Below are 26,983 nucleotides of genomic sequence, written 5' to 3' on the forward strand. Positions count from 1 at the left end.
CTCCCTCCAGCGCGCCAGGGGATTTTTGCCCTCATCTCGCTCAGCGCACCGCGCTGACCCGGGCCGCTTCGGAGCGGAGCGCAGTCAGTGATTCGGCACTATCGTGGCTCGGTCCTTCTCCCAGCAGGCCCGCGACCACGGCTTCGACGATCTTGGGCGTACGCAACTCGACCCAGCGGTTGCGCGCCGACATGGCCACGCCGGTGCCGAGCGTCCGCGAGAGGCGCTCGGCGGCTGCGGCGCTGAGCGCACCTCCGCCCGCCACCGCGAGGTCCGCGCCCATTCCGCCCGTGTGCACGATCACCGCGCCCGCGACGCCGAGCGGAAGAAGATGGAGGGCGTCCACCGCCAGCTGGAGCGCCCATTCGCTCGATCCCTCGTCGAGCTCCTTCGCGATGATCTCGCGGCACGCGACGCGGTACTCGCGCATCAGATCCGGATCGAGGCCCAGCGTCGACTTCGCTCGCTCCAGCGCCTCCGACGCGGCGCGCGGTGACGTCAGTGCTTGGAGCGCGTCGCGCACCTCCTGCGGCGTGTCCTCGGCGCGGCGCATCTCGCGCAACTCCACGAGCAGCGGCTCGACGAACGCGCTCCAGCGCGAGGAGAGCTCGGCGCACTCGACCGCGTGCAGGGTCGCGGCCTTGGCGGCTTCCGCTTCGGCACCGGGCGACGTCGAGGGCGTCTGGCCACGGACCTTGTCCGAGATCCACTTCGCCGTACCAGCAACCTGGTTGCCCGTCCACTTGAGGCCGCGGCGCAGCTCACGCTGGATCGCCGTCGGGCGCTCGTCGAGGACCTCGCGGAACGCCTCCAGGAAAGGCCCCATGGGCATCGCCTCGCGGGCCACCGCCGCGGAGAGGCGGCGCGCGTGCTCCTCTGCCACCGACTGGACCCGCTCGACCGCGGCCGCGAGGTGACGAGCCTCTGCGGAGAGCGCCTCGAGGTCCCGGTCGAGGCCCGCGAGCGATGCGCTCAGCGCCCGGGCCTTCAGGTCCCCCTCGTCGCCGAGATCGCGCAGCCACTGCCCCATGGGGACGCCGGCGACCGCGCTGGCCCCATCCGCCTGGGCCCCATCCGCCTGGGCCCCATCCCCATCGGACACCAATCGCAGCGGCACGAGCGCATGCTCCCCGCGCGCCACGCCGACGTCGAACTCCGCGTGGAACACGGCCTCGGGATCACCGTCCAGATCCTCCGCGATCTTCGCCGCGTGCTTCAGGGTCGTCGCAGGATCGATCGACTCGTTGTAGACGAGCACCCAGGGTCGGCCATGTCCGAGCCAGCCCTTCAGAAACTCGATCACGTCATGGTTCTGGTACGTGTGCCGCGTCACCACCACGATGGCCACGTCGGCGACGGCCAGAAGCGCGTCGGTCACGAGGCGGTTCTCCTGGAGCACGCTGTCGAAGTCGGGCGTATCCACGAGCAGGAGCGTGGCGGGCAGCGTATCCGTCTCGACGAGCAGAAGCTCGGCGACCTCTCCCTCGCCCGCCGCTTCCGTGGCGGCCATCACGCCGTCAGGACCGGGCATGATCCCTCGCATCGGGAAGCGCTGGAGCGTCGGCTCGCTCTCCAGGATCTGACGGAGTTCGGGTGAAAGCGCACCCACCAGACGACGCGTCGCGCCGCCGGTGGGAAGGGACGGACTGATGGATCGCACCGCCGGGCTTCCGGGAAGAAGCGGTCCCGCCACGAGCGAATTGAAGAGCGCCGATTTGCCCGCGTTGTTCGGACCCACGATGCCCGCGACGAGATGCTCGTGACCCCCCGCCGTCCTCGGCAGGAGATCACGGTCCAGCCTGTCGATCGCCCGACGAACGTGACCGCCGCACGCGCCGCGCGCCGCGCCGCTCTCCAGCATCTCTGCGAGCGTCTGGCGTAGCGCGCGCAGCTCCGCCGGGCCACGTGAAGGCCCCTTGCCGCCACCGGTCCCGCTCACTTCGACTCCAGAGCCCGCGACACCGCCTGCGCGGCTTCCGAATCGGCTCCCTGCGTCGCGATCAGCACGTCGAGTTCCTCGCGCGCGATGCCGATCTCGCCTGCCTCGATCGCCGCGAACGCACGATTGACGCGCGAGTTCGGATCGGACGGATCCAGCTCGATCGCGCGGCCCCAGGCCTCGATCGAATCCACGGGGCGCTTCAGGAGCTGGAGCGTGTAGGCGCGCGCCTTGTGAGCGATCGCCGATTCCGGCTCGGATTCGATCGCCAGATCGAACGCGCGCAGCGCCTTCTCCAGCTCGTTCGAGCCGAGGTAGGTCTGCCCGAGACGAACCTGCACCTCGGCGCTCGTCGTCGCCGCCGTCGTCACCCGCGCGAGTTCGAGTTCTCGCACCGCCTCGCTGATGCCGCGGCGTTCCAGGCGGGACTTCAGGCTGGCGAGATTCGCCTCCAGCGGCGGGTTCACCCACCGACCGCCGAAGGGCGACGCGAGCGCCAGCCTCGCGTTGCCGAGCGTCTTGCAGAAGAGGAAGTCCCGTCCCGCCTCCCCCGGCACCCACGCACCCGTCCGCACGACGTCCAGTCGACCGTCCGGGCCCACGATGAGCGACCACGGCAGCGCCGGGGGCTCCGGCCGCCCCATGCGCCAGGCCACGATCTCGGCCAGGATTTCCTTCGTCGAGCCCACGGCGGCGAGTTCATCGCCGTCGAACCCCGCGCGGCTCAAGAGCGCAGCGCCACGCTGGAGCTGGGCGGGGAACGCCTCCTCGGCACCGGAGTCGCTCGCCTCCTCGGCGAGATCGATCGCGATGACCAGCGCTTCCGCCGCAGCCGCTTCCTCGGAGAGCGCACCGAGGGCCCCGAGCCGCACGATCGCGTCGGGCTCCTTCGAGTTCCAGACGACCGCCACCACCGGCTGACCCGCCCCGCGCGGACCGTCGGGCGTGATCCCGAAGAGACGCGCCGTCCGCCCGCTCACGCCGCGCACGGCGAGGCTCGGGATCGACGACGGAGCCGGCAGCGCGAGGCGGCGCCCGTTCTCCGGACTCAGGTCGAAAGCCGGCAGCTCGGCCGCTTCCAGTCGCACGGGACGCGGCGCCGTGACTTCACGGGCGACTCCTTTGCCCTGCTCCAGCACCAGGCGCTTGCTCCCCATCCGCACGAGCCCGAAGTCCTCGACCGTCGCGGATCTCGGCCAGCGCACCTGCAGATGCACGCGCTGGCCACGGCTCGGTTCGCCGTCCCACGCGTCGTCCGGGAACGCGAAACGAAGCCACGCGCTCGTCTGGGCGAGATAGCCGGAGCCGATGGTGCGCGTTCGACGCAGCGTCTTGCCCGGGACGACCCCCGCCGTCGTGGGCTCCTCCTCGCCCATCCCCTGAACAGGCGTCGCGTACACGATGCCGCCGACGGCTTCCGTTCCGGACTTCCCGGTTCCCACGAGGCGCACCGCCAGCGTCGGCACGCCGTCCGCGAGCCGGTTGCGGAAGATCTGAATCCGCGGCTCCGTGCGATTGGAGAGCACGATGTCCTCGTCACCGTCGAAGTCGATGTCGATCGACGCCGCGCTGCGGCCGTCACCGATCGCGTCGAGTCCGAGCACGCCGCCCATGTCGGCGAAATCGAGGGCCTCGCCCTGCCCGCCTGAGTTCAGGAACGCCACGTTGCGCTCGTCGCCGCTCCAGGGCTCGCCGAGCACCAGACTGCGATTCAATTCGGCCCAGCCGTCCAGGTAGTTCTGATAGGTCGCCTGATTCTCGGAGGCACCGAGAGAGCGTCCAGGAGTGCGCGACACCACGTGCCGCCAGAACGAGCTTCACAAGTCAGGCGCCTTGCCGGCCCCGTAGCCGGTCACGAAGCCGTTGGGAACGTAGATGTCGAGCGCACCGTTGCCATCGAGATCGATGGGGAGCGCGCCCCACGCCCACCGGGCTGCCGTCGCAAGCGACGACTCCTCGAAGCGTCCGCCGTCCTTCCCCAGCAGCAGCGTGTTGCCCTTGGCGTGTCGCTTGAGGATCGAGCGCTCCTCGTCCGCTGCCCGCGCCTGGAACACCTCCTGGCCGGTGATCCGTCGCCCTGCGGACGACGCCATGTTCGAAACGTAGAGATCGACCCGTCCATCGCCGTCGAAGTCCGCAAACGATGCGGCCATCCCGGCGCCGATGTCGACGGCGCCGAGGTCCTCGGCGCGCTCCGTGAAGAGTCCCGACCCGGAGTTCACGTAGAGCGCGTTCCGCCCGAAGTCGTTGGCGACGTAGAGATCCGTGTCGCCGTCCTCGTCGTAGTCCTCGAAGGTCGCGGCGAAGCTGAAGCGAGCCGCGCCCTGGCTGAGGCCGGAGCCGACGGTCGCGTCCACGAAGACGAGCTTGTCCGGCTCCTTGGTGCGATTCAGCAGGAAGATGTTGTCCTGGCCGTTCGAAGCGTCGTGATACGGAACGGGGAACGCGGTGCCGTTGTAGGGATTGGCGTAGGCGCAGGCGTAAAGATCGACGAGCCCGTCGCCGTTCGTGTCGGCTGCGGCGATCCCCGTGATCGCGCCGCGCTCGAAGGACGCCGCTTCGAGGTAGACGTCCCCCACGCGCGCGAAGATCCGGACCGTCCCGTCGAAGCCGAGGCATGCATCGCGATCGCCGTCGCCATCGAGGTCGCAGAAGATGGCGCTCGTCGTCGCGTCGGTGAAATCAAGCCCGGCGAGGGCTGCTGCTTCGATCGCCGAACCGTCCGGCTGTCGAAGCCAGAGCTGGTTCGGGATGCCGCCGGGCTGGGGCAGGTAGATGTCCTCGATGCCGTTGCCGTCGAGGTCCGCCACGGTCACGCCGTGGTGGCCGAGGATCCCGACTCCGAGGCCGTCGTCGAGCAGATCGCGAAGCGCCGGGATCGAAGGGCGCAGGAGCGCCGCACGCGGGTCCTTCAGCACCGATCCACTGACATCGACGAACCCCTCCGTATCGGCAGGGCCCGAGCTCTGCACGCGGGAGTCGATGCGCAGGCTGTAGCCGACGAGACGCGGCTCGCCGTCTGCGCCCTCGAGGGCAGCGCGCACCCTGAGCACTGACGACACGGAGATCGCGCTCTGGCCTGCGGGTGCCCGCAGGTGATGGAGGTGCAGCCTCACGTCGAAGAGAGCGTCGAAGCCTTCGACCGGCGTGACCTCCTTCGTGTGGACCTCGGCGCGGCGCGTGGTCGGGCCGCCGAGGGCCCGCTGGAGTTCGGCGTGGTCCCTCAGGAGGTCGTCGATCGCGTCTTCCATGCCGGTGGCCTCGTCGAGGGCGAAGTCGCCGATCGAAAAGCGCTCGACCGCGACCGGCCGGCCCGGGGCGCCGGCCACGAAGCTCTTGATCCGGCGCGACTCGAGCGTCTCGGGATCCGGCGGCACGATCACCGCGCGCGCGTCCTCGCTGAACCAGCCAGCGACGGCTTCACGGAAGGCGCCTGCCTCTTCGGTCCGGAACGACGACTCGATCTTCACGACCACCGCCTGCACGGCCGATGCAACCGCCTCACGGCGGTCGAGTTCCGCGCTCTCGGTGGCACGAGCCGCCGTCGCTTCCGCGCGGCCGGCCTCGTCGGTCGCGGCGCCCGTCACCTGGGTCTCGGCGCCCGTCACCTGGCTCGCTGCGGTGGAGACCGCCGCCGCGCCGGAGAGGATCGCCGCCAGGAATGCGCTGGAGAAGGACATCATGCCCAGATCATAGGCCCATGAGGGCCCGACCGAGTCCCCTTCTTGACGCCTCGGCGCCTACTTCACACCCAGCCGGCGGCCGAGGTCCTCGACCACGTTCATGACGGTCAGGAAGGCGTCGTGGGGGCTGTCGTACGGGCTGAAGTACTGGTGGACATCTCCGTCCGAGGCGCACTTCGTCGAGAGGTAGTAGACGTGGTCCGAGGTCGTGAGATCTCGCCAGGCCTCCAGGAGCTCGGGGTCGCCGCAGGAGCGGGCCGCATCGGCAAGCGCGTAGATGGCCTCGTGGGCCGAGCGCTGCATGTGGTTGCCGAGCCAGGCCGAGAGGTCACGCTCCTCGTCGGCCCAGGAGATCGGACGCGGGTAGGTCAGCGGCTCCAGCACTTTCTCGCGGCGCACGACCTCGCGGGGCGTCGCGAAGTCGAGGGGCCGGTTCGAGGCGAGCACCATCCCGGGCAGCGCGGCCATGAACTCGAAGATCCCGGTCGAGCGCGGCTGGTGCTCGCCAAACGTCTCGTAATCCATGTAGAGCCCGATGAACTGCTTGTTCGCAGGCATCGTCTCCAGCCACTCGACGAAGGTCTCCGCGTAGAGCGGGTACTGCTCCCAGTGCGGGTTGCTGAAGCGGAACGCGATGTCGTCGGAGAGCGGGTAGTCGCGCAGCATCAGCGGGAATCCGCCCGCGCCTTCCATCCCGTACAGGATGTTGGACGTGCGGCCGTGCAGAAGCTGGTCCGCGCCCTCTGCGAGCAGCACCTCGAAGCCGAGCTCCTTGACCTGCGCGGCCACGCTCTCGTCCGTGATCAGCTCGGTGTTCCGGAACGAGGTCGGCGTGACGCCGAAAAGCCGCTTCAGGAGCGCGCGCTGCTCCTCGACCTGCAGTCGGAACTCGAGGGGGTCCGCGAGGGCGGCGAGACTGTGCCGTGACGTCTCGCACAGGAACTCGACGGCGCCCGTCGCGGCGAGCCGCCGGAAGCTGTCGATGACCTCGGGGGCCCAAAGTTCGAACTGACGGAGCGCGGTCCCGGAGATCGAGAAGGAGCAGCGGAAGGCACCGTTCGTCTCCTCGATCGCGCGGAGCAGCGTCTCGTTCATCGGCAGATAGCAGAGCTGCGCCACTCGCTTCGCCACGTCCTCGTTCAGCCAGTCGTCGAAGTAGTCGTGACGCTGGCCGATCGCGTCATGGGGATACGCCTTGACGCGGAACGGCTGGTGAACCTGAAAATAGAAGACGATCGAGGTCATGGCGGAATCAGCTCTTCGCTACAGGCTCTTGGAGCGTGGGGACGACGCGGCCACCGCGGGAGATCGCGAAGGCCAGCGCTGACTCTAGCGCGGCCGCGCTCCTGTCCCACGAGAGACTCGCCATCTCGCGCTGGCCGCTGGCGACAAGTCTCTCGGCGAGGCCACCTGGCTTGCCGCGCGAATCAAGCAGAGCGCTGATCTCGGACGCCATACCGACGTAGTCCCAGGGCTCGACCGCAGGCGCGGAAGGCAAGACCTCGGCGACGCCGGAGGCCTTGCTGAGGACGACGGGAGTTCCTTCGGCCAGCGCCTCGAGGGGCGTGAGGCCGAAGGGCTCCGAGACAGAAGGAAGCACGAAGACGTCCGCTTCCCGGTACGCCTTGACCTTCGCCTCGTCGCTGATGGACCCCAGGAAGTGCACTTTGCCGGCCAGGCCGAGCTCTGCGACCATCTCGATCAAGCGAGTCCGCTCCTCCCCTTCCCCTGCAACGAGGAATCTCGCGTCCGGATGCGACATCAGCACCACCTTGGCGGCGCGCAGAAGGAAGCTGACGCCCTTCTGTCGCGTGAGGCGGCCGAGGCAGAGGACGGTCTTCTGCGTGCGCGGCGAGACCGGTCGGCCAGGGGCGGATGCCGCAGGAGATGGTGCGGCGTTCTGCCCCGAGGCCGCCCCGCTGAGCGCATGGTGCCTGCTGGGCGCATTGTGAACGACGCGGATGCGATCGGAGTCGGCGCCGTAGTGATCGACGAGTACGCGGCCGGTGTAGGCGCTCACGGCCGCGACCGCGTCGGCGGTGCGGACCCCTGCGCGCTCCACGCTGGCGATGGATCCTCGCTCGAGTCCGAGCTGACCGGCCACCTCGGGGGACCCGCCGCGGTCGTAGGCCGTCGAGTGAACGTGGAGGCAAACGGGACGGCCCGTCGCGAGTCGAAGCTGGAGCGCCGCGGGGAACGTCATCCAGTCGTGGGCGTGGATGACGTCGAAGTCAAGGTGCGCCAGGCGCTCGACGGCGCTGCGCGTGTAGGCCCGCACGGACGGGATGAGGTCACGGCCGTAGAGCCTGGCACCGGCGGCTCCCCAGCCGGCTGGCCCTCGCCCCGGGTCCTGCGTGGCCGCGTGGACCTCGTCCGACGCGTACGGATGGAAGAGTGCGCCCCGAGCGTCCTCGACTCCGGCTTCGCCGCTCGACGTTCCGAGGAAGATCGCCTCGGCTTCGCCGCTCCCGTGACCTGGCGGGTGATACGGCCTGCACGCGTCCGGCAGAGCGAGCTGAACCCCGTGACCGCGGGCCGCCAGCGCACGGGTAAGACCTTGACAGGCCGCACCCAGCCCGCCGGCGACGGCAGGCGGATACTCCCAGCCGAGCACGAGAACATTCATCTTCGAAGCCTTCATGAGCGCAGGAACGCGAGCGAAGTCTCAGCCGCCCGGACGTCGTAGTCCGGAGGAATCGCGCAGGCGGAGAGCGTGCCCGAAAGAAGCGCCATGGCTCGCGCGCCCTCGGCAGCGTTGAGTTCGAAATGAAGCGGACCGATCGGCATGGGATGACGGTGCGAGTGGATCGGCTCGAACTCCAGGTACGGCATGGGTGAGATCGAACGACCTGCAGAATGGGCCCAGGCCATGGGCGCCGTCCGCAGAGCCTGTGAATGTACCAGTTCGGCCAGCATTCGGTGCCGCCCGCGGTCTGGCCCAAAGGCTCGGAGGGACGCCTCGACGAAGGAGGCGATCAGGAACGGCCAGATCGCCCCGTTCTGGCCCGAGTGTCCGTGGAACTCGATGTCGTCGCAGTCGAGCGTGGCGATCCCGAGGCTCGGTACGAGTAGCCTCGCCTCCGTGACGCGGACGATCACGCGTCGCTGCGCCCTGGACAATGGCGCCCCTTCGAATGACGCTGCCAGTAGCATATGAGGCCGCAGGCAAAGCGCCCGAACCCGAGTCCCGGCGGCGGTTTCGGGCGCCATGCCCCGCTTCTGGCCTCGGTGCGCATCGTGGCCTTGGCCTATCGATTCGGCGTCCAGAAACGCAAGGTCTGCGGCTCGATCGGGGCGCGGGAGCCAGTACGCACGCTGGAACCACCTGCGCAGGTGGCGCGCCTGGCTCCGCGCTCGTCGAGTCAGGTCTCTCTCTCCCTGGAACGTGGCGAGGTCGGCCGCGTGCTGGCAGCTCTGGTGCAAGAGCGCCGCGTACTCGATCGGGATCTGCCGGGCATCGAAAGAGTCCGACGGGCTGCACCAGCGCGGAAGGCCGGCGGCAGCGGCGCCCGGGCAGCCAGTGGCGAGGTGATCACGCTCGATGCGGCCGACGACGCCGCGCAGAAACGGAAGCGTGACGGACGTCACGTCGCGGGTCGGCCCGGGAGCGATCAAGAAAGCAGCGCGAGCCGCCCAGAGCGCCACATCGAACCGTGGGCCGGAGACGTGCTCGGCAGCCGCGATCAGCAGCTCCCGAAGCGCCGACTCGGACTCTGACTCTGAGGTCGTCGCCTTGCCAAGCGCGAGCTGGCCCGGAAGAACCATCGCGGCGAGGCGGACATCATCGGCAGGGACGGCTCTGACGGGAACACTGGCGGCGGCAGCGGCAGCGGCAGCGGCACCCGGATCCGAGCGAAGCTGGCCCATCAGCGACCCGAGCGCGCCACCACGCTGGCCCCGTTCGGCTTCCGTGGCCCGCTGGTCTTCCGTGGCCCGCTGGGCTTCCGTGACGGGAACGATCCGAATCGAGAGTCGAACCGCACGCTCGCCCTCCGGGAGCTGCAACAAGAAGACACCCGGAGAGAATCGGTCCTCCACGCGCAGACTACCGTCCGACTCCATGACCTCGACCCCGAGCCGCCAGTCCGGGTCAGGCTCGAACGCCAGCTCTCCGCTCCCTGGCGCGATCTCGAGTTCGGGGAGCGCTGCGTACGGGCGCATCCGAGCGGCCATTCGGCCGTCGCGCGTGGCGCTGAGCCAGACCTCGCCGTCGAGGTCATCGTTGCGGAACGTGAGTTCACCGATCGGACGACACGGCAGTGTCAGTCGCATCCGGAAAGCGAGCGGCGCGCCGCCCCCGGGCTTGCCAGCGCGACGCGCGGCCTTCCAGGTGAGCTCGAGCCCAAGGCCGTCCGCGTGGAAGTCGAAGGACGGTGCCAGGAACTCGGCCGCCGCGCGCGTCGCGCATTCGAGCTCGAGATCCCCCACCCAGACGATCCGCTCGCCTCCGGTCACGGAGGACGAAGCGACGAACACTCCGTCGTCCGTGCGCTCCGCTCGCAGGGTGGTGGCCGCAGCGACTCGCCCGCTCGTCGTGGCTGGCACGCCGGTCGATCCGGTCGCGGCAGACCGGTACCAGCGAATGGGAGCCCTGCCCGGCTGGCCCGTCGTCGCAGAGGCACTTCGCAGGTTGGCGCCGAGGCCACCGGGCCGCCATGCGCGGGCACCGCCCTCCTGCTCGAGGCGCTCCAGTAGCGAAAGAATCATCGGGGGGGGCTCGGGGGCAGTCAGGGGAACGGCGACTTCGTGCCGCGCCGGATGGTCGAACCGAGAGGTCGAGCCGGGTGGTCGAAAGGGCGGTAGCGGGCGGGATGGGCAGACCCTCGGACGGGGCCAGCGCGTAAAGCCGGCGCTACGGTAGGGTTCGCGATGGGTCCGTTCAAAGGCATAAGGGAGACGCTTCTCGAAGCCGCGCCTGTTCTGACGCGGGCCGGTCTGTTCTCATGGGCCAGAGTCGCCAGCCCCCCCCAACCAGCGCGCAGCCTCCGACCGCGCAGAGCCTCGACGGAGAATCCATGATCGACAGAACCAAGCATCAGAAAGCCACGCTGACCTTCGTCCTGGCCGGTGGGCGTGGTGAGCGGCTCAGCCCCCTGACGAACGGTCGCGCCAAGCCAGCGGTTCCCTTCGGCGGTGCCTACCGCATCATCGACTTCACGCTCTCCAACACGATCCATTCAGGGCTCCGTCGAGTCTTCGTCCTGACGCAGTACCAGGCTTACTCGCTGGAGGAGCACCTGCGCTACGCCTGGAACTTCCTGCCGAGGCGACTGGCCCAGTTCATCGTTCCGCGCCCGCCCCAGCACGGCGGCAGCGGCGCGTGGTACCGCGGCACGGCGGACGCCATCTCCCAGAACCTCGAGCTGCTCGAACAGGAGCAGTGCTCCCACGTCCTCATCCTCTCCGGCGATCACATCTACAAGATGGACTACGGAGACATGCTGATGGACCACGTGAAGTCAGGGGCCAAGTGCACGATCGGCGCGGTCGAGATCAAGACCGAGGAAGCTTCCCGATTCGGTATCCTCGAGATCGATCAGGAGTCCCGGGTCACGGGCTTCCAGGAGAAGCCCAAGACGAACGCAACGGAGATCCCCGGCAAGCCAGGCCGCTGCCTGGGCTCGATGGGCATCTACATCTTCGAGAAGGACGAGCTGATGCGTCGCCTCGAAGAGGACATGGCGAAGACCAGCGGCACGAACCACGACTTCGGCCAGGACGTCCTTCCTGCGATGGTGGCCGACGGGACCAAGGTCATCACCCACTCCTTCCGCGACGTCGGCGCGCAGAATGCCGGCTCCGACGACGCACCGTACTGGCGCGACGTCGGAACGCTCGACGCGTACTACGACGCCAACCTCGACCTCTGCTCGGTGACGCCCCAGTTCAACCTCTACGACCGAAACTGGCCGATCTACACGCTCTGGCACAACGACCCGCCCGCCAAGACGGTGTTCGCAGAGCCGCAGGGGCGGAGCGCGCACGTCGTCGACTCGCTGCTCTGCAACGGGTCGATCGTGTCGGGCTCGCGCGTCCGCCGCTCGATCCTTTCGAACCGCGTCTACACCGGTGAGGATTCGGACATCGAGGACAGCATCATCATGAGCGGCGTCGAGGTCGGCGACCACGTCGTCCTCAAGAAGGTGATCGTGGACAAGTGGGTCAAGATTCCCTCCGGCACCCAGGTGGGCGTGGACCTCGAGGAGGATCGAAAGCGCTTTACCGTGACCGAGAGCGGGATCGTGGTGGTGCCGGCGGGCTACGATTTCAGCGCGCGTCGCCGAGCCTCGGACCGGATCCGTCGGAGCGACTCGGACTTCGCGGATATCGGCAACCGTGACAAGGGCTGATCGCCGCCGCTCGGCGCGCCCATGAAGGAAAGACGCCACCCCTTCCCCTGCGGATTCGCCGCAGGGGAAGGGGTGGCGTCTTTCGATCCTGACAGGTGCCGGGAATCAGCGCAGCGTCAGTGCCAGGCCGCTCGTGAAGTTCGAGGTCGAGATCCCGAGGAACGAGTCGCGGTACCAGGCCTGGAAGCGCCAGGTCTGCCCGACCATGCCTGCGACCGAGCCCAGGGGCTGCGGGATCGAGTTCAGGTTGACCGGCATCTGGTAGGTACCGGTGGCGCCTGAGTTCAGGACGTTCCCCGCGTAGCGCCCGAGCGGCATGCCGAGGCACAGCGTTCCGGAGCTTCCGCCCGCGTTCGGTACGTTGCCGGCGTTGGGGGACACGAGGAAGTAGCCCAGCGCCTGGGAGGGCAGGCTCTCGGCGATCAGAGTGACATCGTTGTCGACCAGCACCTCGGAGCCCTGGCCACGAAGGGTGGCGGCAGACCCCGTCGAGTTGATCTGAGCGGGCGCGCAGTAGATCGCGCCGATCGCCAGGGGATCACAGGTGATGGCCTGGACCGCGAAGCCGTCGATCCCCGCTTCGTGGATCGTCGCCGCGCCGCCGTCGTTCGCCGTGAAGCGCACCACGAGGTTGGAGCCGATGCCGACGCCCGCCGCCGCGAGCTGGGTCGCCGAGATCGTCTCCTCGCTCCAGCCGTTCGTCGAGGTCTGGTACGACGCCACGGCCGCGAAGGTCGAGCCGCCGTCGGCGCTCACCTCGACGAGCAGCACGTCGTCGCCGCCTTCGTCCGTCAACGACTGATAGCGAAGGAAGGACAGCTGGGTATCGGCCGCGGCCACCGTGACCGACGGCGAGATCAGAATGACCGCGCCCCCGTCGATATCGGTGTTGCCCGCTGCGTTCTGCGTGAGGTAGCAGCTGCCGCTACCGTCCCCATCGCCCGACGGATCGTAGGCCCACGAAGGATCGTTCACCGGAACGCCGCGCTCCCACTGGCCCGTCGTCGCGCCAGCGACGCCCGTGGTCCAGCCAAGGTCCAACTGGAAGTCGTCAGCAAAGCTCACCGCAGCTGCTCCGATCGCAAGGTCGAGCGGTGCCGTGGCTCCGCCGGCCGGATCGAAGACCTGGCCGCACTGGGTCGACTGGGCGCTGACGTAGAACTCGGGCGAGTCACCGCAGTCGAACGCCGGAAGGTTCGCCGCGAAGAGCCCCGAGCCGAGGTCCGCCATCGCCACGGACTGGAACAGGTCGGCCGCCGACGCACGGTAATGGAGCGTCGCCGAGCCAGCGACGATCGCGCCCGCGGACTGGAAGACGACTTGCTCGGACACGCCGCGCGCGACGAGGGTCGGAGGGTTCTGGAGGGCGATACCCGCGCCGCAGATTCCCTGGGGCGAAGCGAGGAACGCCTGGAGCCCCGGATGGTCGAAGCTGGTGCCGGAGTTCTGCCCGCCACCGGACGTGCATCCGCCGTGGGTGTGGATGCCGACCGCCATGTCCATCTGTTCCCAGATGACTGGCGAACCGGAGTTGCCACCGGTCGTGTCCGTGGCGTACTGCACCGTCGTGCTCGACGACGTCACGAGCGGACCGACATGGGTCTGCTGGGTCTGGTTGCTCGTGTTCGGCGTGTTGTCGGTGCCGAAGCCCGTGATCCGGATCTGCGCGGCGCCGACCGAAGGCGGCGAGACCAGCTGGAAGCCCGGACCCTGGGCGGCGGTGACGGTCAGGCCCGTGGTGCCGTTGGCGAAGGTGCCGAAGTAGGCGTAGTCGTTGCCGACCCCCTGGCCACCATTCGACTGGATCGAAGACGGGTCGATCGGGTATTGATCGCTCGGCGGCGGGTTCTGGATCGAGCCGTTCGAAAGGGACGGCGGGACGTTGAACTGGAGCACGTTGATGTTGCCCGTGCAGTGGCCTGCGGTGAGAGCGCAGCCGGCGCAGTCCTGTATCAGCCAGCCCGTGCAGCCGATCGGCAGGAGTCGCCCGGAGCGTGGGTCCGTGGACGCCACGCGGTCATCGAGCGAACCGCAGATGCTGCGGTCCCCCGCCGGAGCGATGCCCATGTCGATGCTCTTCACCTGCACCCGGCTCGAGCCCGTGCCCGGACGAGCCCAGACCTCGATGATGACCGCGTCGCCGTTGAAGTACGCCGTGGAGTTGTCCCAGCGCTCCAGCTCGATGGCGTTCATCACCTGGTAGCCGCCGTCCTTGAGCGCCATCAGGCGCAGCTCGGCGCCCGTTCCGGCCAGCGGATCTCCCGCGAGTACGGCGTCGTCGAAGTAGATCCGCATCCAGTCGGCGCCGGGCTGCTGGATCTGGATCGTCTCGGTCAGCGTGAGCTTCGTCGCGGCCGAGCCCGTGGGTGCCACCCAGCCGGTGTCGACGACGTAGGGAACCTGGCTGAAGGCAGGTGCCTCGACCTGGGGCAGCGGGGCCGCGGCGGCGGAAGCGGCGAGAAGCGCCGCGGCACCGACATGGACGAAGCCGCGTGCGAGCGGGTGGCTCTTGGGAGAGTGATTCATGGGGCGTGAGAGGACGGAGAAAGAGAACGTCAGGAGAGGACGCACCCCGGGGGCGCGCCGTTCCATGTTAGTCCCAAGCGTTCTGTCCCCTTGGGGCATTACATGCCCCTTACACCCTCAGTCCACGAGCCGAGACCTGAGGTAGGACGGCAACATCCGTCGCCACGTCGGCCAGTCATGATCCCACTCATCGCCCCACTCGTCGACGTGGTTCGGGATGCCCTTCGCCCCGAGCACGCGCGCCACCGCCCAGGACTCCGCGGGATCCTCCCAGCGTCCCGTGCCGTGACTCAGAAGAATGTGCCGCTCCCGAAGCTTCTTCAGCATCGGATGGTCCTCCTTCATGTTGGGCACGAAGTGCAGCGGTGAGGCGAAGTACCACGCCTCGTCCATGTCCCCGTCGATGAACTTCGAGAGCTCGTAGGTCCCCGACATGCAGATCGCAGACTGGAACAGATCGGGATGGCGACAGATGGCCGCGAGAGCGTTGTAAGCGCCGATGGAACAGCCCGTCGCGATGATATCGAGCTTCTTCGGATCGTCGGCGCCGCAGTCGCGCGCGATCATCGGCACGAGCTCATGCTCGACGAACGCGTCGAACCCCGCCTGGGCCTTCGTCGCGGTGGGCGTGCTGTTGTCTTCCTTCAGCCAGACCATGCCGGGCACCGAGTCGACCGAGTAGAGCTTGATGACCCCTTCCTCGAGCAGAGGGCCGAGGGCATCGACGAGGAGGAAGCGCTCGCACTCCTCCGCGTCGCCCGCCGCCGTCGGGAAGAACACCACCGGCGTGCCCACCTCGCCCCAGCGGACGACCTTGACCTCTCTTCCCACCCTGGGTGAGAACCACGTTTCGCTCTTTCGACTCACGACTTCGTCTCCTGCGCCGTCTCGAGGCGCCAATCCTGGATGGAACTCCAGAAGCGTTCGGTGAACTCCTCGACCTCGTGCTCCGGGAACAATGCGGCGACCTTCTCGCGGACGGCTTCCCGCGCGTCCTTCGAGCCGAAGTACTCCCACGCGACCTCTTCGAGCGGTCCGAGGTGCTCGGCGCAGAACTCCTCGAAGCGCTTCACGTCGAGCGTTTTCTCCGCCAGTGCAGCGTACTGCGGGAGCTTCTCGTCGAAGGTGCCGGGGCCGTCCGCGATCTCGATGTAGGGATCCCAGTCGAGGTTGCGCGGCTTCTTGCGCCCGGTGGCCGCGTTGAAGAGCGCCCAGCGGAGGTTCGCCAGCACGAGCCACGGGAAGTGCCGGTGGAGCGACGTCACCTGGGAGTCCGGGCATGGATTCGCGAAGTCGATCGGGTACCACTCGCCGCTCTGGTGCAGGCACTCGCAGGAGTTGAAGTCCCAGCCGAAGAACGCGTTGATCGTCAGGGTGATCTGACGCAGCCGCGTCATGTCGGCCTCGGGCAGGTGGTTGAAGTCCGTCGTGTAGCGCTCGTGGAGCGGCGCGCTCGGGTCGTACTCGACGATCCGAACGTCGGGGCCGATCCCGATGCAGCGGATGAAGTGATCGAACGGCAGGATGCCCTTCTGGAGGTGCATCACGTACTTGCCACTCTCGTCGTAGGCTTGCCGCAGATCGTCCGCGTTCTCGACCTTGCTCACGCCCACCCAGCCCCCACCGTCGTAGGGCTTCATGAACAGCGGATAGCCGACCTGATCGCCGAGCTTGTCGAGGTCGAACAGCTTGGCGTAGCGCTCGAGGGTGCGCTGCAGGTCCGGCGTGTCCACGTACTCCTTGGGCGGCACCAGCCAGGTGTCCGGGATCGGCATGCCGAGCCGCATCATCGCACAGTACGACGTCTGCTTCTCCATCGACTGGACCGACCACGGATTGTTGAGGACGTAGAGATCGTCCATCAACACCGCCTTCTTGATCCACTCGCGCGTGTTGGTGTACCAGTGCGTGAGACGATCGAGGACGATGTCGTAGCGCACGGGTGCCCGCAGGTCGAAGGGCTCGATCGTGACGCGCTCGACCTCGAAGCGTACGTCGTCGCCGCCGATCCGCAGCGTCGGATCCCAGCGTTTCATGATGCCCTCGAAGGAGCGCGGCCAGCAGAGATCCGCGCCGAGGGAGAGGCCGATTCGTCGTGTGATTGGAGCCATCGTTATTCGTACACCATCCAAAGGGGACCCGGAAAGAGCCAGGTGAGGCCGTCGCGAAGACGATCCCGCCAGTTCTCCCAGTTGTGACCGTCCTGGGATTCGACCAGAACGGCTTCCGTGCCGGTCTTCTGCAGCATGGGCAGAAGCGACCGGTTGTAGACAATCAGCGACTCGTAGATGCCGCAGGAAAGGAAAACACGCGTCGCCGGCTTCGTCGGATTCCGCCGGTAGCGGTTCACGAACTGCACGACGTTGTCGAAGACCGGGCCACGGCCGTGGGGTCCGATGTCCGTGAAGGCGAAGCTTCCTGACTGAAGGAAGAGCTTCCCGAAACGATCCGGAAACTGAAGCGCCGTGTACAGCGACGCGACCGCGCCAAAGCTCGCCCCCATCAGCGCACGGTCCGATGGGCCGTCGAGCAAGGAGAACTCGGCTTCCATCAGCGGCAGCACCTCGTTGGCGATGAACTCCGCGTGTCGCTCGTTCGCGGCGTACTCCTCGGTCCGGTTCGGGGACTGCGTGCAGCAGACGATGAGCGGCGGGATCTCCTGGAGGTCGATCAGGTTGTCCAGCACGCGCTGGAGCCCGGCGAACTCCAGGTAGTCGAGGCCGTCGTGGCAGACGAGCAGCGGGTAGCGCCGCGTCTCGCGGTAGCGCGGCGGCAAATAGATCGAAAGCGGCCGGACGTCGCCGAAGGTCTTGCAGCGGAGCTGCCGCACCAGGACCTCGCCGTGCCGCTTGGCTCGATCCTCCAGCGCCCACCACGGCTCGGTGTAGCCCGGCCCGGTCGCCACGGAGTTGGCGCCGAACGGATCTCGAGCGAGCTGATCGTTGAGCGGATCGCGCATCAGCTGACGCTGCTCGTTCTCGACGACCTCCAGCTTGTACTCGACGCGCGCCGCGTCATGGATCTCGATCTCCAGTGTCCAGACCTCGGCATGGACGCGATGGAACTCCTGGGCGGACTCGAGCCCGAAGATCCAGTGGTGCAGCCGAACTTCGTCCGCATGCCCCACGTACGCGAAGAGCGCACGATTTCCTTCGACGACGGGGAAGCCTCCCTCGACCGCCGAAACGGCCGCTGGCCCCTCGGCGACGATGCGAGCCAGCAGCGCGTCCAGCGTGTCCTTCTCCAGAACCTGATTCATGCTGTCCCTCCCGGGGAGAGTGCGGGCTCCCGCCCACTGTCGGAAGCGTCCTCGACCTGCCCGCCGGGCCGAAGGAGCCGCGCTCCTCCGCGGAAACTCCACTCGCCAGCACCGCCGAGTAGCGCGCACTGGCCGCCGTCGAGCGCCGTCACCAGCGCGGGGGCCATCCGGCGAGAGAGGATCGCCACGCGGGCCTGATCGTCGAGGTGCAGGCGCGTGGACGCGTGCGGCAGGGCCACGATTCCGTGCGCGATCCCGAAGCCTGGACCATGAACCTCGGCATCACCGGCACCACGCGGGGGCGAGTCGTGAAACAGCAGAAGCGTGTCCGTCAGCACCATGCCGCCGGCGGACCAGCCCGCGATCCCCGCGCCCGGGTTCAGATGGTCCAGCACGCGGAAGAGTCGCATGCGGTTGTAGAGGATCCCGACGTGCCCGCCAGCGATCAACAGCGTCCCCGCCCCGGCGAGCATCTCCGCCATGCGCTCGGTGCCCTCGCGCAGGCTGTCCCGCTCGTGTGCTCTCGCAAACGTCTCGTCGTTCAACGCCGCGACGCGGCCCCGATGGAGGTCATCCAGCGCGCGCAACGCTTCGAACGCGGGCTCTAGCTCGGGCCCGACGAGGTCGTCGGGCGCGGCGGGATTCGTCCGAGCAAAGAGGGTCCGCAGCGCGCCCAGTTCGGCGCTCATGCGCACGCGGTAGACGCGCGTGAGTTCCCGCATCCTGTCGTAGCGCGCGAACATCAGCTTCTTGAGCTCGCTGTCCTTCTCGAACGCTGTCTCGCAGGCGGGCCATGCTCCGAGGTTCTGCACGGACACACCGAGATGGGACTCGAGCGAGCCCGTTTCGGCCTCGCGCTCCTCCCAGCCAGCAGCGACCAGAACGTAGGGGCCGGGCATGCTCTCGGAATCGAGCACCTCACGCAGGATGGGGTTCGCGTGCTGGGGCCCGAGGATCGCGATCTTCCGGGCCGCTTCGTTCGCAGGGTCAACCATCGCAGAGAATGCGCACGTCCTGGGCGAGCCTGTCGGCGATCTGTAGCGTCGAGCCGAGATCCACGTGGCGTGCGACCATCCAGCCGTCACCGGTCACGACCTGGGTCCAGTCCCTGCGGGGCTGGCCGATCGGCACGAGGTCCACCACCGGGATGTGTTCACCGCTCTCCCCCAGCACGCGCTCGAGGCCCTCGATTCGGGTCACGAGGTTACCGTTGCCGGTCGCCCGCTTGAACACGAGCGCGGCGTTGAACTGTTTCTCCATCTTCTGCGTGGTCTCGCCGGACGTAATCGCCTCGGCCCAGAGCCGGAAGACGTCGCCGTCGCAGGTCAGGTTCATGCCGTGGGACAGGCGACCGCCCGGAGCACGGGCGCCGACCTCACCGAAGATGGCCTCGCCGGTCTTTGCGGACCGGTACCACTCCATGTGCGCCATGCCTGTCTGCAGGCCGAGCGCCTTCAGCGCGCGCCGCCCGAGTTCGACGCCGGGCGCGATGTCGTCCTGGCGGATGTCCGAGAGGCACACGGCCTGTGGGCTGATCCAGGGATTCTGACGCGCGACCAGCGGCTTGGGCCGGTACCAGGCGACGTTCTCGAACAGCGTCCGACCGCCGGAGAGGATGGCGTCGTAGGTGAATTCCTCGCCTTCGATGAACTCCTCGACGCTGACCTCGGGCACGTGCTTGACCGCCACCAGGACCCCTTCGAGTTCGCCGTCGGTGCGCACGACGTAGGTGTCCGCAGACCCCGCGCCGTCGATCGGCTTCACGATCAGGGGGTACCCGACTTTCGCGGCGGCCTCCTGGACCTCTGCGCCGGTGCTCGCGCGGTAGTGATGCGGTGTGCGGATCCCGTGGGCGTCCAGCGTCGCCTTCATCGTTTCCTTGTCGCGGAAAGCGCGCGCCTGCTCCACGCGTAGACCCGGGGCATCGAATCGCTCGCGCATGCGCGCCGCAAGCATGACGCCGGGTTCCCACAGGCACTCGACCCGGTGCGGCTGGAGCCCCTTCCTGGCGAGCCAGTCGACGGTCTGCTGGACGGTGGCCGCCTCGTCCCAGAGGTTGCGAACGACCAGGTGATCGTCGAGGGCCGCTCTTACGTCCGGCTCCATGGCCTCGAGCGGCTGATCACCGACGCCGAGCACGCGGACTCCGGGGAGCGCGTGGAGCGCCTTGGTGAAGTGCCCGTTGTCCGTGGGGAAGGACGGCGAGATCAGTACGACGTTGAGGGTCATGGCTGTAGGAAGAGGTGGAGATCAGCCTTCGAGTCCGACCCGAAGCGTTTCGACGACGAACTGCAGACCGCGCCGGACCACGTCCGTCTCCGGGTGCCGCAGGATCACGTAGCCTTCGCCCTCGTAGCTGCTGGACTTCGGCTGGCCGGGTGACGGGATGTCCGCTTCGACCACGAGATCGCCAAGGCGGGAGCGGATCTCGTCGAGGCCCGTGACGCGGGCGACGCGCTGGCCCCCACCGCCAGGCGCCCCATGACCTGGCGCCCCATGACCTGGCGCCCCGCTCGATTGACCCCGCAGGTAGGCGGCACCTGCGGCATACTTGCGCTCGGGAGCCTGGAAACGGCCGAACACCGAAGCTTCCGCCCACACGCGGTAGAAGTCGGTGTCGTGGGCGTAGGAGATCATCGTGGTGAACTGCGCGCCGGGCGGACGGGCTGCGACCTCGGAGATGGCGATGGACCCGTCGTGGCGACGGAACCACTCCATGTGCGTCATGCCTTCCACCATGCCGAGGGCATCCAGCGCCCTGGGACCGGCCTCGAGGATACTCGCGAACTCCGGCGTGCGGATCTCTCGCGGCAGCAGCACGGTCCACTGGATCCAGGGCGTCTCCATCACCTGCAAGGGCGTGGGCGCGTACTCGGAGATCGAATGGAAGACGTGCTGGCCGCCGATCGAAACGCTGTCGAACGAGTACTCCGTTCCCTGGACGAACTCCTCCAGAAGGAGCGGCCTGCTGGGACTCGGTGGCACGCGCTCCATCCAGGACTCGAGGTCCTCGATGCGCTCGACGCGGAACGTGTCCTTGGCGCCGGCGCCCGCGGGCGGCTTGGCGACGAGCGGCATCACCTCGCGGGCGAAGGCCAGCGCGGTCTCACGGTCGTGGGCGAGGACATGGCGCGCGCACGGAAGATCATTCGCGCGCAGGACGTCTTTCATGTGCGCCTTATCGCGAAAGCGTCGCGCCTCGGCCGCGTCCATTCCACGGATCCGAAGGCGCTCGCGAACGATGGCCAGGGCCTCCTGGAGCGGCTCCAGGATTCCGATCAGCGAATCGACTCGGCCGGTGCCGAGGGCGCCGGCCATCTGTCGCACGGCGGCCTCGAGCTGATCGGGATCGTGGGCGTCCTGAACCTGGACGAACCCCGCGACGCAGGCCCCCACCCTGGGGTCGACGCGCGCCAGGAACGACTCGCGTGACTCCTGAGCGATGATCCCGAACACCGTTTCCGGCAACATGGCCGCGGCCGAGACGAACTTGAGCGTGCTCGGGAGTGCATAGGGAGCGACGAAGACGGTGGAGGCTGGCATGCCCCTGAGTCTATCGACTTACCGTCGCGGCAACACGCTCTGCCAGGCTAAGCTCATGCCATGCCCTCCCCGCTCCGCATCGCGATCGCCTCGTCCGAGTGCGCCCCTTTCGCCAAGACCGGCGGTCTCGCCGACGTCGCCGCAGCCCTCGCCAAGGCCCTATGGGCCAGAGGGCACGATGTCCGGCTCTTCGTTCCGTATTACAAGCGCATCGACGCCAGCGGCCTCACGACCGTGGAGGGTCTGAAGCCCTTCGACATGGAGTTCCCCGCGCGGACCTACCGGGCAGAAACCCGCAAGGCGCCGATGCCGCTCTCGGCGGGCGGGGGCTCCAACGAGGGCCCCCTCCAGGTGGAGTTCATCAACATCCCGGACCTCTTCGGACGCGAGGAGTTCTATACCGATGATGAGGACGAGCCAGTGCGCTGGGCGGCGTTCAGTCGCGGGGTGCTCGAGGCTTGCCAGCGCAGCGGCTGGGCGCCTGACATCATTCACGTGAATGACTGGCATACCGGGCTCCTCCCGCTGTTCCTTCGCACGCGTTACGGCTGGGATACTCTCTTCCAGGGCACCCGCACGCTGCTCTCGATCCACAACCTTGGCTACCAGGGCGCCTTCAAGGCGTCGGCCATCGAGGCCGTCGGACTGGGCGACGCGCGCCAGTCCTTTCACCAGGAGCGCCTGGAAAAAGGCGTCATCAACTTTCTGGAGACAGGGATCTTGCATGCGTCCTGGCTGTCCACCGTCTCGGACACCTACGCGCGCGAGATCCAGACCCAGGAGCACGGCATGGGCCTCGACGGGCTCCTCTCCCGCCGCTCGGACCACCTCGTCGGGATCGTCAACGGCGTCGACTACGAGGAGTGGAGCCCGGACGTCGACCCCGATATCCCTGCGAAGTTCGGGCCGGACGATCTCGCCGGCAAACGAGTCTGCCGGGACAAGCTCCTCGAGGAGCTGAACCTCGCGCCGAACCCGCGCGGCCCCGTGATCGGCATCGTCTCGCGCATGACGGGGCAGAAGGGCTTCGACCTCCTGCCCGACATCCTGCCGGTGCTGCTTCGGTCCGCCGACGTGCGGCTGATCGTGCTCGGCAGCGGCGAGGAGACCTACGAGCGCTACTTCCAGTGGCTGCGCGATGCGCTGCCCCAGAAGGTAGGCGTCTACTTCGGCTACAAGAACGAGCTGTCCCACCGGATCGAAGCGGGCAGCGATCTGTTCCTGATGCCGTCACGCTACGAGCCCTGCGGCCTCAACCAGATGTACAGCCTGCGCTACGGAACGATCCCCGTCGTGCGGGCCACCGGTGGGCTCGCCGATACGGTTCAGCGCTGGGATCCGGAGACGCGCGAGGGCACGGGATTCGTCTTCTACGAGTTCTCGTCGACGGCGCTCCACGACACCCTGCGTCACGCCCTCGAGGTCTGGCAGGACCGCGACGCCTGGGCCAAGATGCAGCAGACCGGGATGCGCCAGGACTTCTCGTGGAAGGCCCAGGTGACCCGCTACGAAGACCTCTACTCCGCCATCCTCGCCGAGTTCTGAGCGGCGCCTCTCCTGCTCCGCGGAGCCCTTCTGCTACCTCCCCCTGGCCTCCCTCCACCGCGCTGATCTCCCATGCACGTCGTCTTCGTCGAACCGTCCTTTCCCCGCAACCAGCGCGAGTTCGTGCGCGCGCTCCACGCGGTCGGAGCGTCCGTTACCGCCATCGGAGAGGGCTCGGCACAAGCGCTCGACCCGGAGCTGAAGAGCTGGCTCGACGGGTACGAACAGGTGCCATCGGTCACGAACGGAGAGGCGCTCCTCGCCGCCGTCAAGCGCATCCAGTCGCGCGGCTGGGTCGACAGGCTGGAGACGACCGTGGAGGCGCACATCATGCCCTGCGCGTGGGTTCGCGAGCAGTGCACGATCCCCGGGACCTCGACGCGCACGGCGTGGCTCTGCCGCGACAAGCCGGCCATGAAGGAAGCGCTGCGGGAGGCCGGCGTGGCCACTGCCGAGAGCCTCGGTACGAACGATCCCGCCGAGGCGCGCGCCTTCGCCAAGCGCGTGGGATTCCCCGTGATCCTCAAGCCGCGAGACGGCGCCGGCGCCGCGGGGACCTACCGCGCGAACGACGAGGCTTCGCTCGAAGCCGCGATCCAGGGCAGCGGTCTCGCGGCGGGGGCCGGGGTTGCGTGCGAGGAGTTCATCGAGGGCCATGAGGGTTTCTACGACACGCTGACGGTCGGCGGCCACATCGTCCACGACTTCGTCTCGCACTACTACCCCAACGTGCTGGAGGCGATGCGCGAGCGCTGGATCTCGCCGCAGATCGTGGCGACCAACCGCGTCGACGCCGACGACACCTACGACGAGGTCAAGGCGCTGGGCCGCCGCGTGCAGGAGGTCCTGGGCGTCGAGACATCGGCCACGCACATGGAGTGGTTCTTCGGGCCGAAGGGCCTCAAGTTCAGCGAGATCGGTTGCCGCCCGCCCGGCGTTCGCATGTGGGACGTGTACGCCGCAGCGAACGAGATCGATATCTATCGGGAGTGGGCGCAGCTGATCGTGCACGGCGCACCCGCGCAAAGGCTGTCACGGCGCTACGCCGCAGGGATGGTGGCGCTCCGGCCGAGCCAGGACGGGCGGATCGTGCGCTACGAGGGACAGGCCGAGATGCAGCGCCGCTATGGGCAGCACCTGATGGACTCGCACTTCCCCGAGCCGGGGACGCGGACCCAGGGAGTCGAAGCGGGCTACCACGCCAACGCCTGGGTGCGCGCGCGTCACGAGTCGTTCGACGAGCTGCGGGCGATGCTCGACTGGATCGGAGAGAACGTCCGGGTGATCGGCGGGTAGCAAGGAGGCCGTTGAGAAACAGCGGTCTTCGCAGTAGTGCTCTCCGGTTCCGAATCAAGGCGAAGTAACTTCCCCATGGTTGGATGCCATCTGGATGGTTACTTCAACGCAGAGTCGGGACCGGAGAGCGCTGCGGCGTGGATCGCTGTTTTTCAACGGTCTCCTGGGAGCTACACGCGGCTCTTCCGGTTCCTCACGTAGTCGACGAACATCGTGGCCCCGAGGCGGTCCAGCCCGGCGAAGTACGCGCGGCCGCGGTTCGCCTCGGTGAACTCCTCCACGAAGTTCACCAGCACCGGATCATCCGTCAGCATGAACGTCGTGATCGGGATCCCGTGCCGCCGACAGATCGTCGCCTCGTCCATCGTCTTCGCAACGACCCGGCGATCGAGGCCGAACGGGTTCTTGTAGATCTCCCCGTTCCGCTCGGTCAGCGCGCTCGGCTTGCCGTCGGTGATCATGAAGATCTGCTTGTTCGCGCGCTTCTCCCGGCGCAGGAGATCCCGCGCCATCTGGAGAGCTGCTCGCGTGTTCGTGTGGAACGGGCCCACGCTGATCCGCGGGATATCGTCGAGTGCCACTTCCTCCGCGTCGTCGCCGAACGTGATCACCCGCAGGCCGTCCTTCGGATAGCGCGTCCGGATGAGTTCGGTCAGCGCGAGCGCCACGCGCTTCGCCGGGGTGATCCGGTCCTCTCCGTAGAGGATCATGGAGTGGCTGATGTCGATGAGCAGAATCGTCGCGCAGCTGGAGAGGTGCTCGGTCTCGTAGACCTCCAGGTCCTCTTCCACGAGGTGAAACGCCGAGGGATCGATGCCGCGCCGGAGCGCGTTGCGAACCGAGGCGCCCGCGTCGATGAGGTCCGACGGATCCCCGAACTCGAAGGGGCGCGTCTCCGACAGTCGCTCCTGGCCTACGCCCGGCGCGGAGACCCTGTGATCCCCCGCCGCGTCCTTGGAGAGGCCGCTGAAGATTCGATCGAGGGACTCCTGGCGCAGGGCGCGCTCGCCGCCCGGCGACATCGCGAGGCCGGCGGCCGTGTCCTCGATGAGCCGCTCCTCCTTGAGCGCGTTCTTCAGATCTTCGATCGTGAAGCCCTTGGGAAACAGCCGGTAGCGCTCCGCCAGCATCTCCAGCCAGGCGAGCGCCTGCTCGGGATCACCGTCCGCCTGCAGGAGCAGGTCGTGATAGAGATCCTTCATCCTCTTCAGGAGATCCTTCAGGGTCTCCTTCGACGGATCGTATTCGCTGTACGTGAAACGCATCGCGATCAGCGGCCCAGGCTGCGAGCCATCTGCGCAAGCATGTCGCCGAAGATCCGCACGCCCGAATCATCGTCGTCCCGGGAAAGGAGCGAGTTCTGGTGCAGCCCTTCGAGCACGAGCTCCATCAGGGACGCGCGCTCACCGACCGACATGGAAGCGGCGCCTTCGATGTGCTTGTTCACGAGGCCCTCGAGGCCCTTGACCTCCGCGAGCCTCGCGTGGTGCTGAACGTCGCTGGTCACGTCGTCGAGTTCGAGCTGACCGCCCTTGCGGAACCACTCGAGAAGCGACTCATACACGGGCGCGCTGCCGCCCGCGTCGCCTTCCGCTTCGGCGTAGCCGTCCGGGAACGCGCGCTCGAACGCGCGGCTGAGCGCCTTGCCCACGAGCGCCTTCGCGACCGTCGCGATGCCCTCGCGCTCGCCGTCGTACACGAGTTCGACCTTGCCGGTCACCGCGGACACGCCCGCGAAGAGATCCGCCGGACGCACGGTGGCGGAAGACTCTCCCGCGACGAGCGCGCGGCGCTCCGCGTTGGAAACCACGTTCTCGAAGAGCGCGATCGAGAGCCGCGCGCTCACGCCCGACGACTGATCGACGAACTCGGAGTCCCGCGCTTCGAAGGCCACGAGATCGATCGCCTCCCGGATCGGCCCGGGAATCGATACCGGCACAGCGCCGGCGCCACGGTCTTGCCAGGCCTCCTGGGTCGTGATCTCCATCGCCTGCGCGAGGTCGCGCGGATAGTGCGTCAGGATCTGCGAAGCGATGCGGTCACGCAGGGGCGTGATGATGCTGCCGCGGTTCGTGTAGTCCTCGGGGTTCGCCGTGAAGATCATCCCGAGGTCCAGCGGCATCCGGATCGGGAAGCCGCGCACCTGGATGTCGCCTTCCTCCAGGATGTTGAGCAGTCCGACCTGGATGCGCGCCTGAAGGTCGGGGAGCTCGTTCACGCAGAAGAGGCCGCGGTTCGCGCGCGGCAGGATGCCGAAGTGGATGACCTCGGGGTCCGCGAAGGTGAGCTGGCGCGTCGCGGCCTTGATGGGGTCCACGTCGCCGATGAGGTCCGCCACGCTGACGTCGGGGGTCGCGAGCTTCTCCTGGTAGCGAGCACTCCGGTGCATCCAGCGGATCGGCAGGTCGTCGCCCGCCTCGGCGGCGAGCTTGAGCGAGGGCACCGTGACCGGCGCGAACGGGTCTTCGTTGAGCTCCGACCCGTCGATCGCCGGCAGCCATTCGTCGAGCAGCCCCGTCAGGGAGCGAGCGATCCGGGTCTTCGCCTGGCCGCGCAGGCCAAGGAGAATGAAGCTATGCCCGGAGAGGATGGCGTTCTGGATCTGTGGAACGACCGAGTCCTCGTAGCCGACGATGCCGGGGAAGACGTTCTCTCCCTTACGCAGGCGCAGGATCAGGTTGCCGCGGAGTTCCTCGTGGACGGTTCGGCTCGACCAGCCGCTCTCCCGGAGGGCGCCGAGGGTCTTGAGGGCAGGAACGGGAGTCGAAGGCTCGGCTTCGGTCGCTGATTCACGTGTCATGGCCCCAAGATAGTCCGTTCTCCCCCACATCCCACCACCGAA

Annotated in this window: 18 protein-coding genes; 3 read left to right on the plus strand and 15 right to left on the minus strand. The window is 67.9% G+C overall.

The genetic code is table 11. The features are described from left to right. Window positions 1–40: 40 nt before the first annotated feature. From Poly30_RS14805 to Poly30_RS14830, 6 genes are read right to left on the minus strand one after another with little or no spacing between them, the layout of a single operon-like run. Complete coding sequence (locus tag Poly30_RS14805; protein ID WP_145198590.1) at window positions 41–1,939, minus strand: GTPase; 1,899 nt, start codon at window positions 1,937–1,939, stop codon at window positions 41–43. Beyond that, window positions 1,936–3,735, minus strand: a complete 1,800-nt coding sequence (locus Poly30_RS14810) for a tetratricopeptide repeat protein (RefSeq protein WP_419190203.1) — start codon at window positions 3,733–3,735, stop codon at window positions 1,936–1,938. The genes Poly30_RS14805 and Poly30_RS14810 overlap by 4 nt, the downstream gene beginning before the upstream one ends. A 21-nt stretch (window positions 3,736–3,756) precedes the next feature. Further along, window positions 3,757–5,622 (minus strand): FG-GAP repeat domain-containing protein, encoded by a 1,866-nt coding sequence (locus tag Poly30_RS14815; RefSeq protein WP_145198594.1) that lies wholly within the window; start codon window positions 5,620–5,622, stop codon window positions 3,757–3,759. Window positions 5,623–5,679: 57 nt separating this feature from the next. Then, complete coding sequence (locus Poly30_RS14820; RefSeq protein ID WP_145198596.1) at window positions 5,680–6,867, minus strand: glycoside hydrolase family 57 protein; 1,188 nt, start codon at window positions 6,865–6,867, stop codon at window positions 5,680–5,682. 7 nt (window positions 6,868–6,874) lie between these two features. Beyond that, window positions 6,875–8,263, minus strand: coding sequence for a glycosyltransferase family 4 protein (locus Poly30_RS14825; protein ID WP_145198598.1), 1,389 nt, complete (start codon window positions 8,261–8,263; stop codon window positions 6,875–6,877). Then, the gene (locus Poly30_RS14830; protein ID WP_145198600.1) at window positions 8,260–10,329 is read right to left on the minus strand and encodes an amylo-alpha-1,6-glucosidase; all 2,070 of its coding nucleotides are present in this window, start codon (window positions 10,327–10,329) and stop codon (window positions 8,260–8,262) included. The genes Poly30_RS14825 and Poly30_RS14830 overlap by 4 nt, the downstream gene beginning before the upstream one ends. Before the next feature lie 308 nt (window positions 10,330–10,637). Between Poly30_RS14830 and glgC the strand changes: the two genes are divergently transcribed. Further along, the gene (gene glgC, locus Poly30_RS14835; protein ID WP_145198602.1) at window positions 10,638–11,972 is read left to right on the plus strand and encodes a glucose-1-phosphate adenylyltransferase; all 1,335 of its coding nucleotides are present in this window, start codon (window positions 10,638–10,640) and stop codon (window positions 11,970–11,972) included. A 105-nt stretch (window positions 11,973–12,077) separates the two neighbouring features. Here the strand turns inward: glgC and Poly30_RS14840 are convergent, their stop codons facing one another. The 7 genes from Poly30_RS14840 to Poly30_RS14870 form a co-directional block, all read right to left on the minus strand. Beyond that, window positions 12,078–14,498, minus strand: coding sequence for a trypsin-like serine peptidase (locus Poly30_RS14840; protein WP_419190204.1), 2,421 nt, complete (start codon window positions 14,496–14,498; stop codon window positions 12,078–12,080). 117 nt (window positions 14,499–14,615) lie between these two features. Next, window positions 14,616–15,365 carry an esterase family protein gene (locus Poly30_RS28500; RefSeq protein ID WP_419190205.1) on the minus strand — a complete coding sequence of 250 codons (750 nt, stop codon included), beginning with the start codon at window positions 15,363–15,365 and terminating at the stop codon, window positions 14,616–14,618. Beyond that, window positions 15,362–16,609 (minus strand): ATP-grasp domain-containing protein, encoded by a 1,248-nt coding sequence (locus Poly30_RS14850; RefSeq protein ID WP_145198608.1) that lies wholly within the window; start codon window positions 16,607–16,609, stop codon window positions 15,362–15,364. The genes Poly30_RS28500 and Poly30_RS14850 overlap by 4 nt, the downstream gene beginning before the upstream one ends. Window positions 16,610–16,611: 2 nt before the next feature. Next, window positions 16,612–17,757: an alpha/beta hydrolase gene (locus Poly30_RS14855; RefSeq protein ID WP_145198610.1), complete on the minus strand. Its 1,146-nt coding sequence runs from the start codon at window positions 17,755–17,757 to the stop codon at window positions 16,612–16,614. Beyond that, window positions 17,754–18,752 carry a type 1 glutamine amidotransferase family protein gene (locus Poly30_RS14860; protein WP_145198612.1) on the minus strand — a complete coding sequence of 333 codons (999 nt, stop codon included), beginning with the start codon at window positions 18,750–18,752 and terminating at the stop codon, window positions 17,754–17,756. The genes Poly30_RS14855 and Poly30_RS14860 overlap by 4 nt, the downstream gene beginning before the upstream one ends. Then, window positions 18,745–19,986, minus strand: coding sequence for an ATP-grasp domain-containing protein (locus Poly30_RS14865; RefSeq protein WP_145198614.1), 1,242 nt, complete (start codon window positions 19,984–19,986; stop codon window positions 18,745–18,747). Before Poly30_RS14865 ends, Poly30_RS14860 begins: the two co-directional genes overlap by 8 nt. A gap of 21 nt (window positions 19,987–20,007) precedes the next feature. Further along, a complete protein-coding gene (locus Poly30_RS14870; protein WP_145198616.1) occupies window positions 20,008–21,300 on the minus strand; it encodes an ATP-grasp domain-containing protein in 1,293 nt (430 codons plus the stop codon). A gap of 60 nt (window positions 21,301–21,360) precedes the next feature. On the opposite strand from Poly30_RS14870, the gene Poly30_RS14875 reads away from it, so the two are divergent. Both Poly30_RS14875 and Poly30_RS14880 read left to right on the plus strand, forming a co-directional pair. Then, window positions 21,361–22,845: a glycogen synthase gene (locus Poly30_RS14875; RefSeq protein ID WP_145198618.1), complete on the plus strand. Its 1,485-nt coding sequence runs from the start codon at window positions 21,361–21,363 to the stop codon at window positions 22,843–22,845. Window positions 22,846–22,917: 72 nt separating this feature from the next. Next, a complete protein-coding gene (locus Poly30_RS14880; RefSeq protein ID WP_145198620.1) occupies window positions 22,918–24,141 on the plus strand; it encodes an ATP-grasp domain-containing protein in 1,224 nt (407 codons plus the stop codon). 170 nt (window positions 24,142–24,311) lie between these two features. On the opposite strand, the gene Poly30_RS14885 is transcribed toward Poly30_RS14880, so the two are convergent. Together Poly30_RS14885 and Poly30_RS14890 are read right to left on the minus strand one after the other, a co-directional pair. Next, complete coding sequence (locus Poly30_RS14885; protein ID WP_145198621.1) at window positions 24,312–25,406, minus strand: vWA domain-containing protein; 1,095 nt, start codon at window positions 25,404–25,406, stop codon at window positions 24,312–24,314. A 5-nt stretch (window positions 25,407–25,411) separates the two neighbouring features. Continuing rightward, window positions 25,412–26,941 (minus strand): magnesium chelatase ATPase subunit I, encoded by a 1,530-nt coding sequence (locus Poly30_RS14890; protein WP_145198623.1) that lies wholly within the window; start codon window positions 26,939–26,941, stop codon window positions 25,412–25,414. Window positions 26,942–26,983: the final 42 nt, after the last annotated feature.

Origin of the sequence: Saltatorellus ferox (assembly GCA_007751475.1) — a bacterium.
Lineage (GTDB): Bacteria > Planctomycetota > UBA1135 > UBA1135.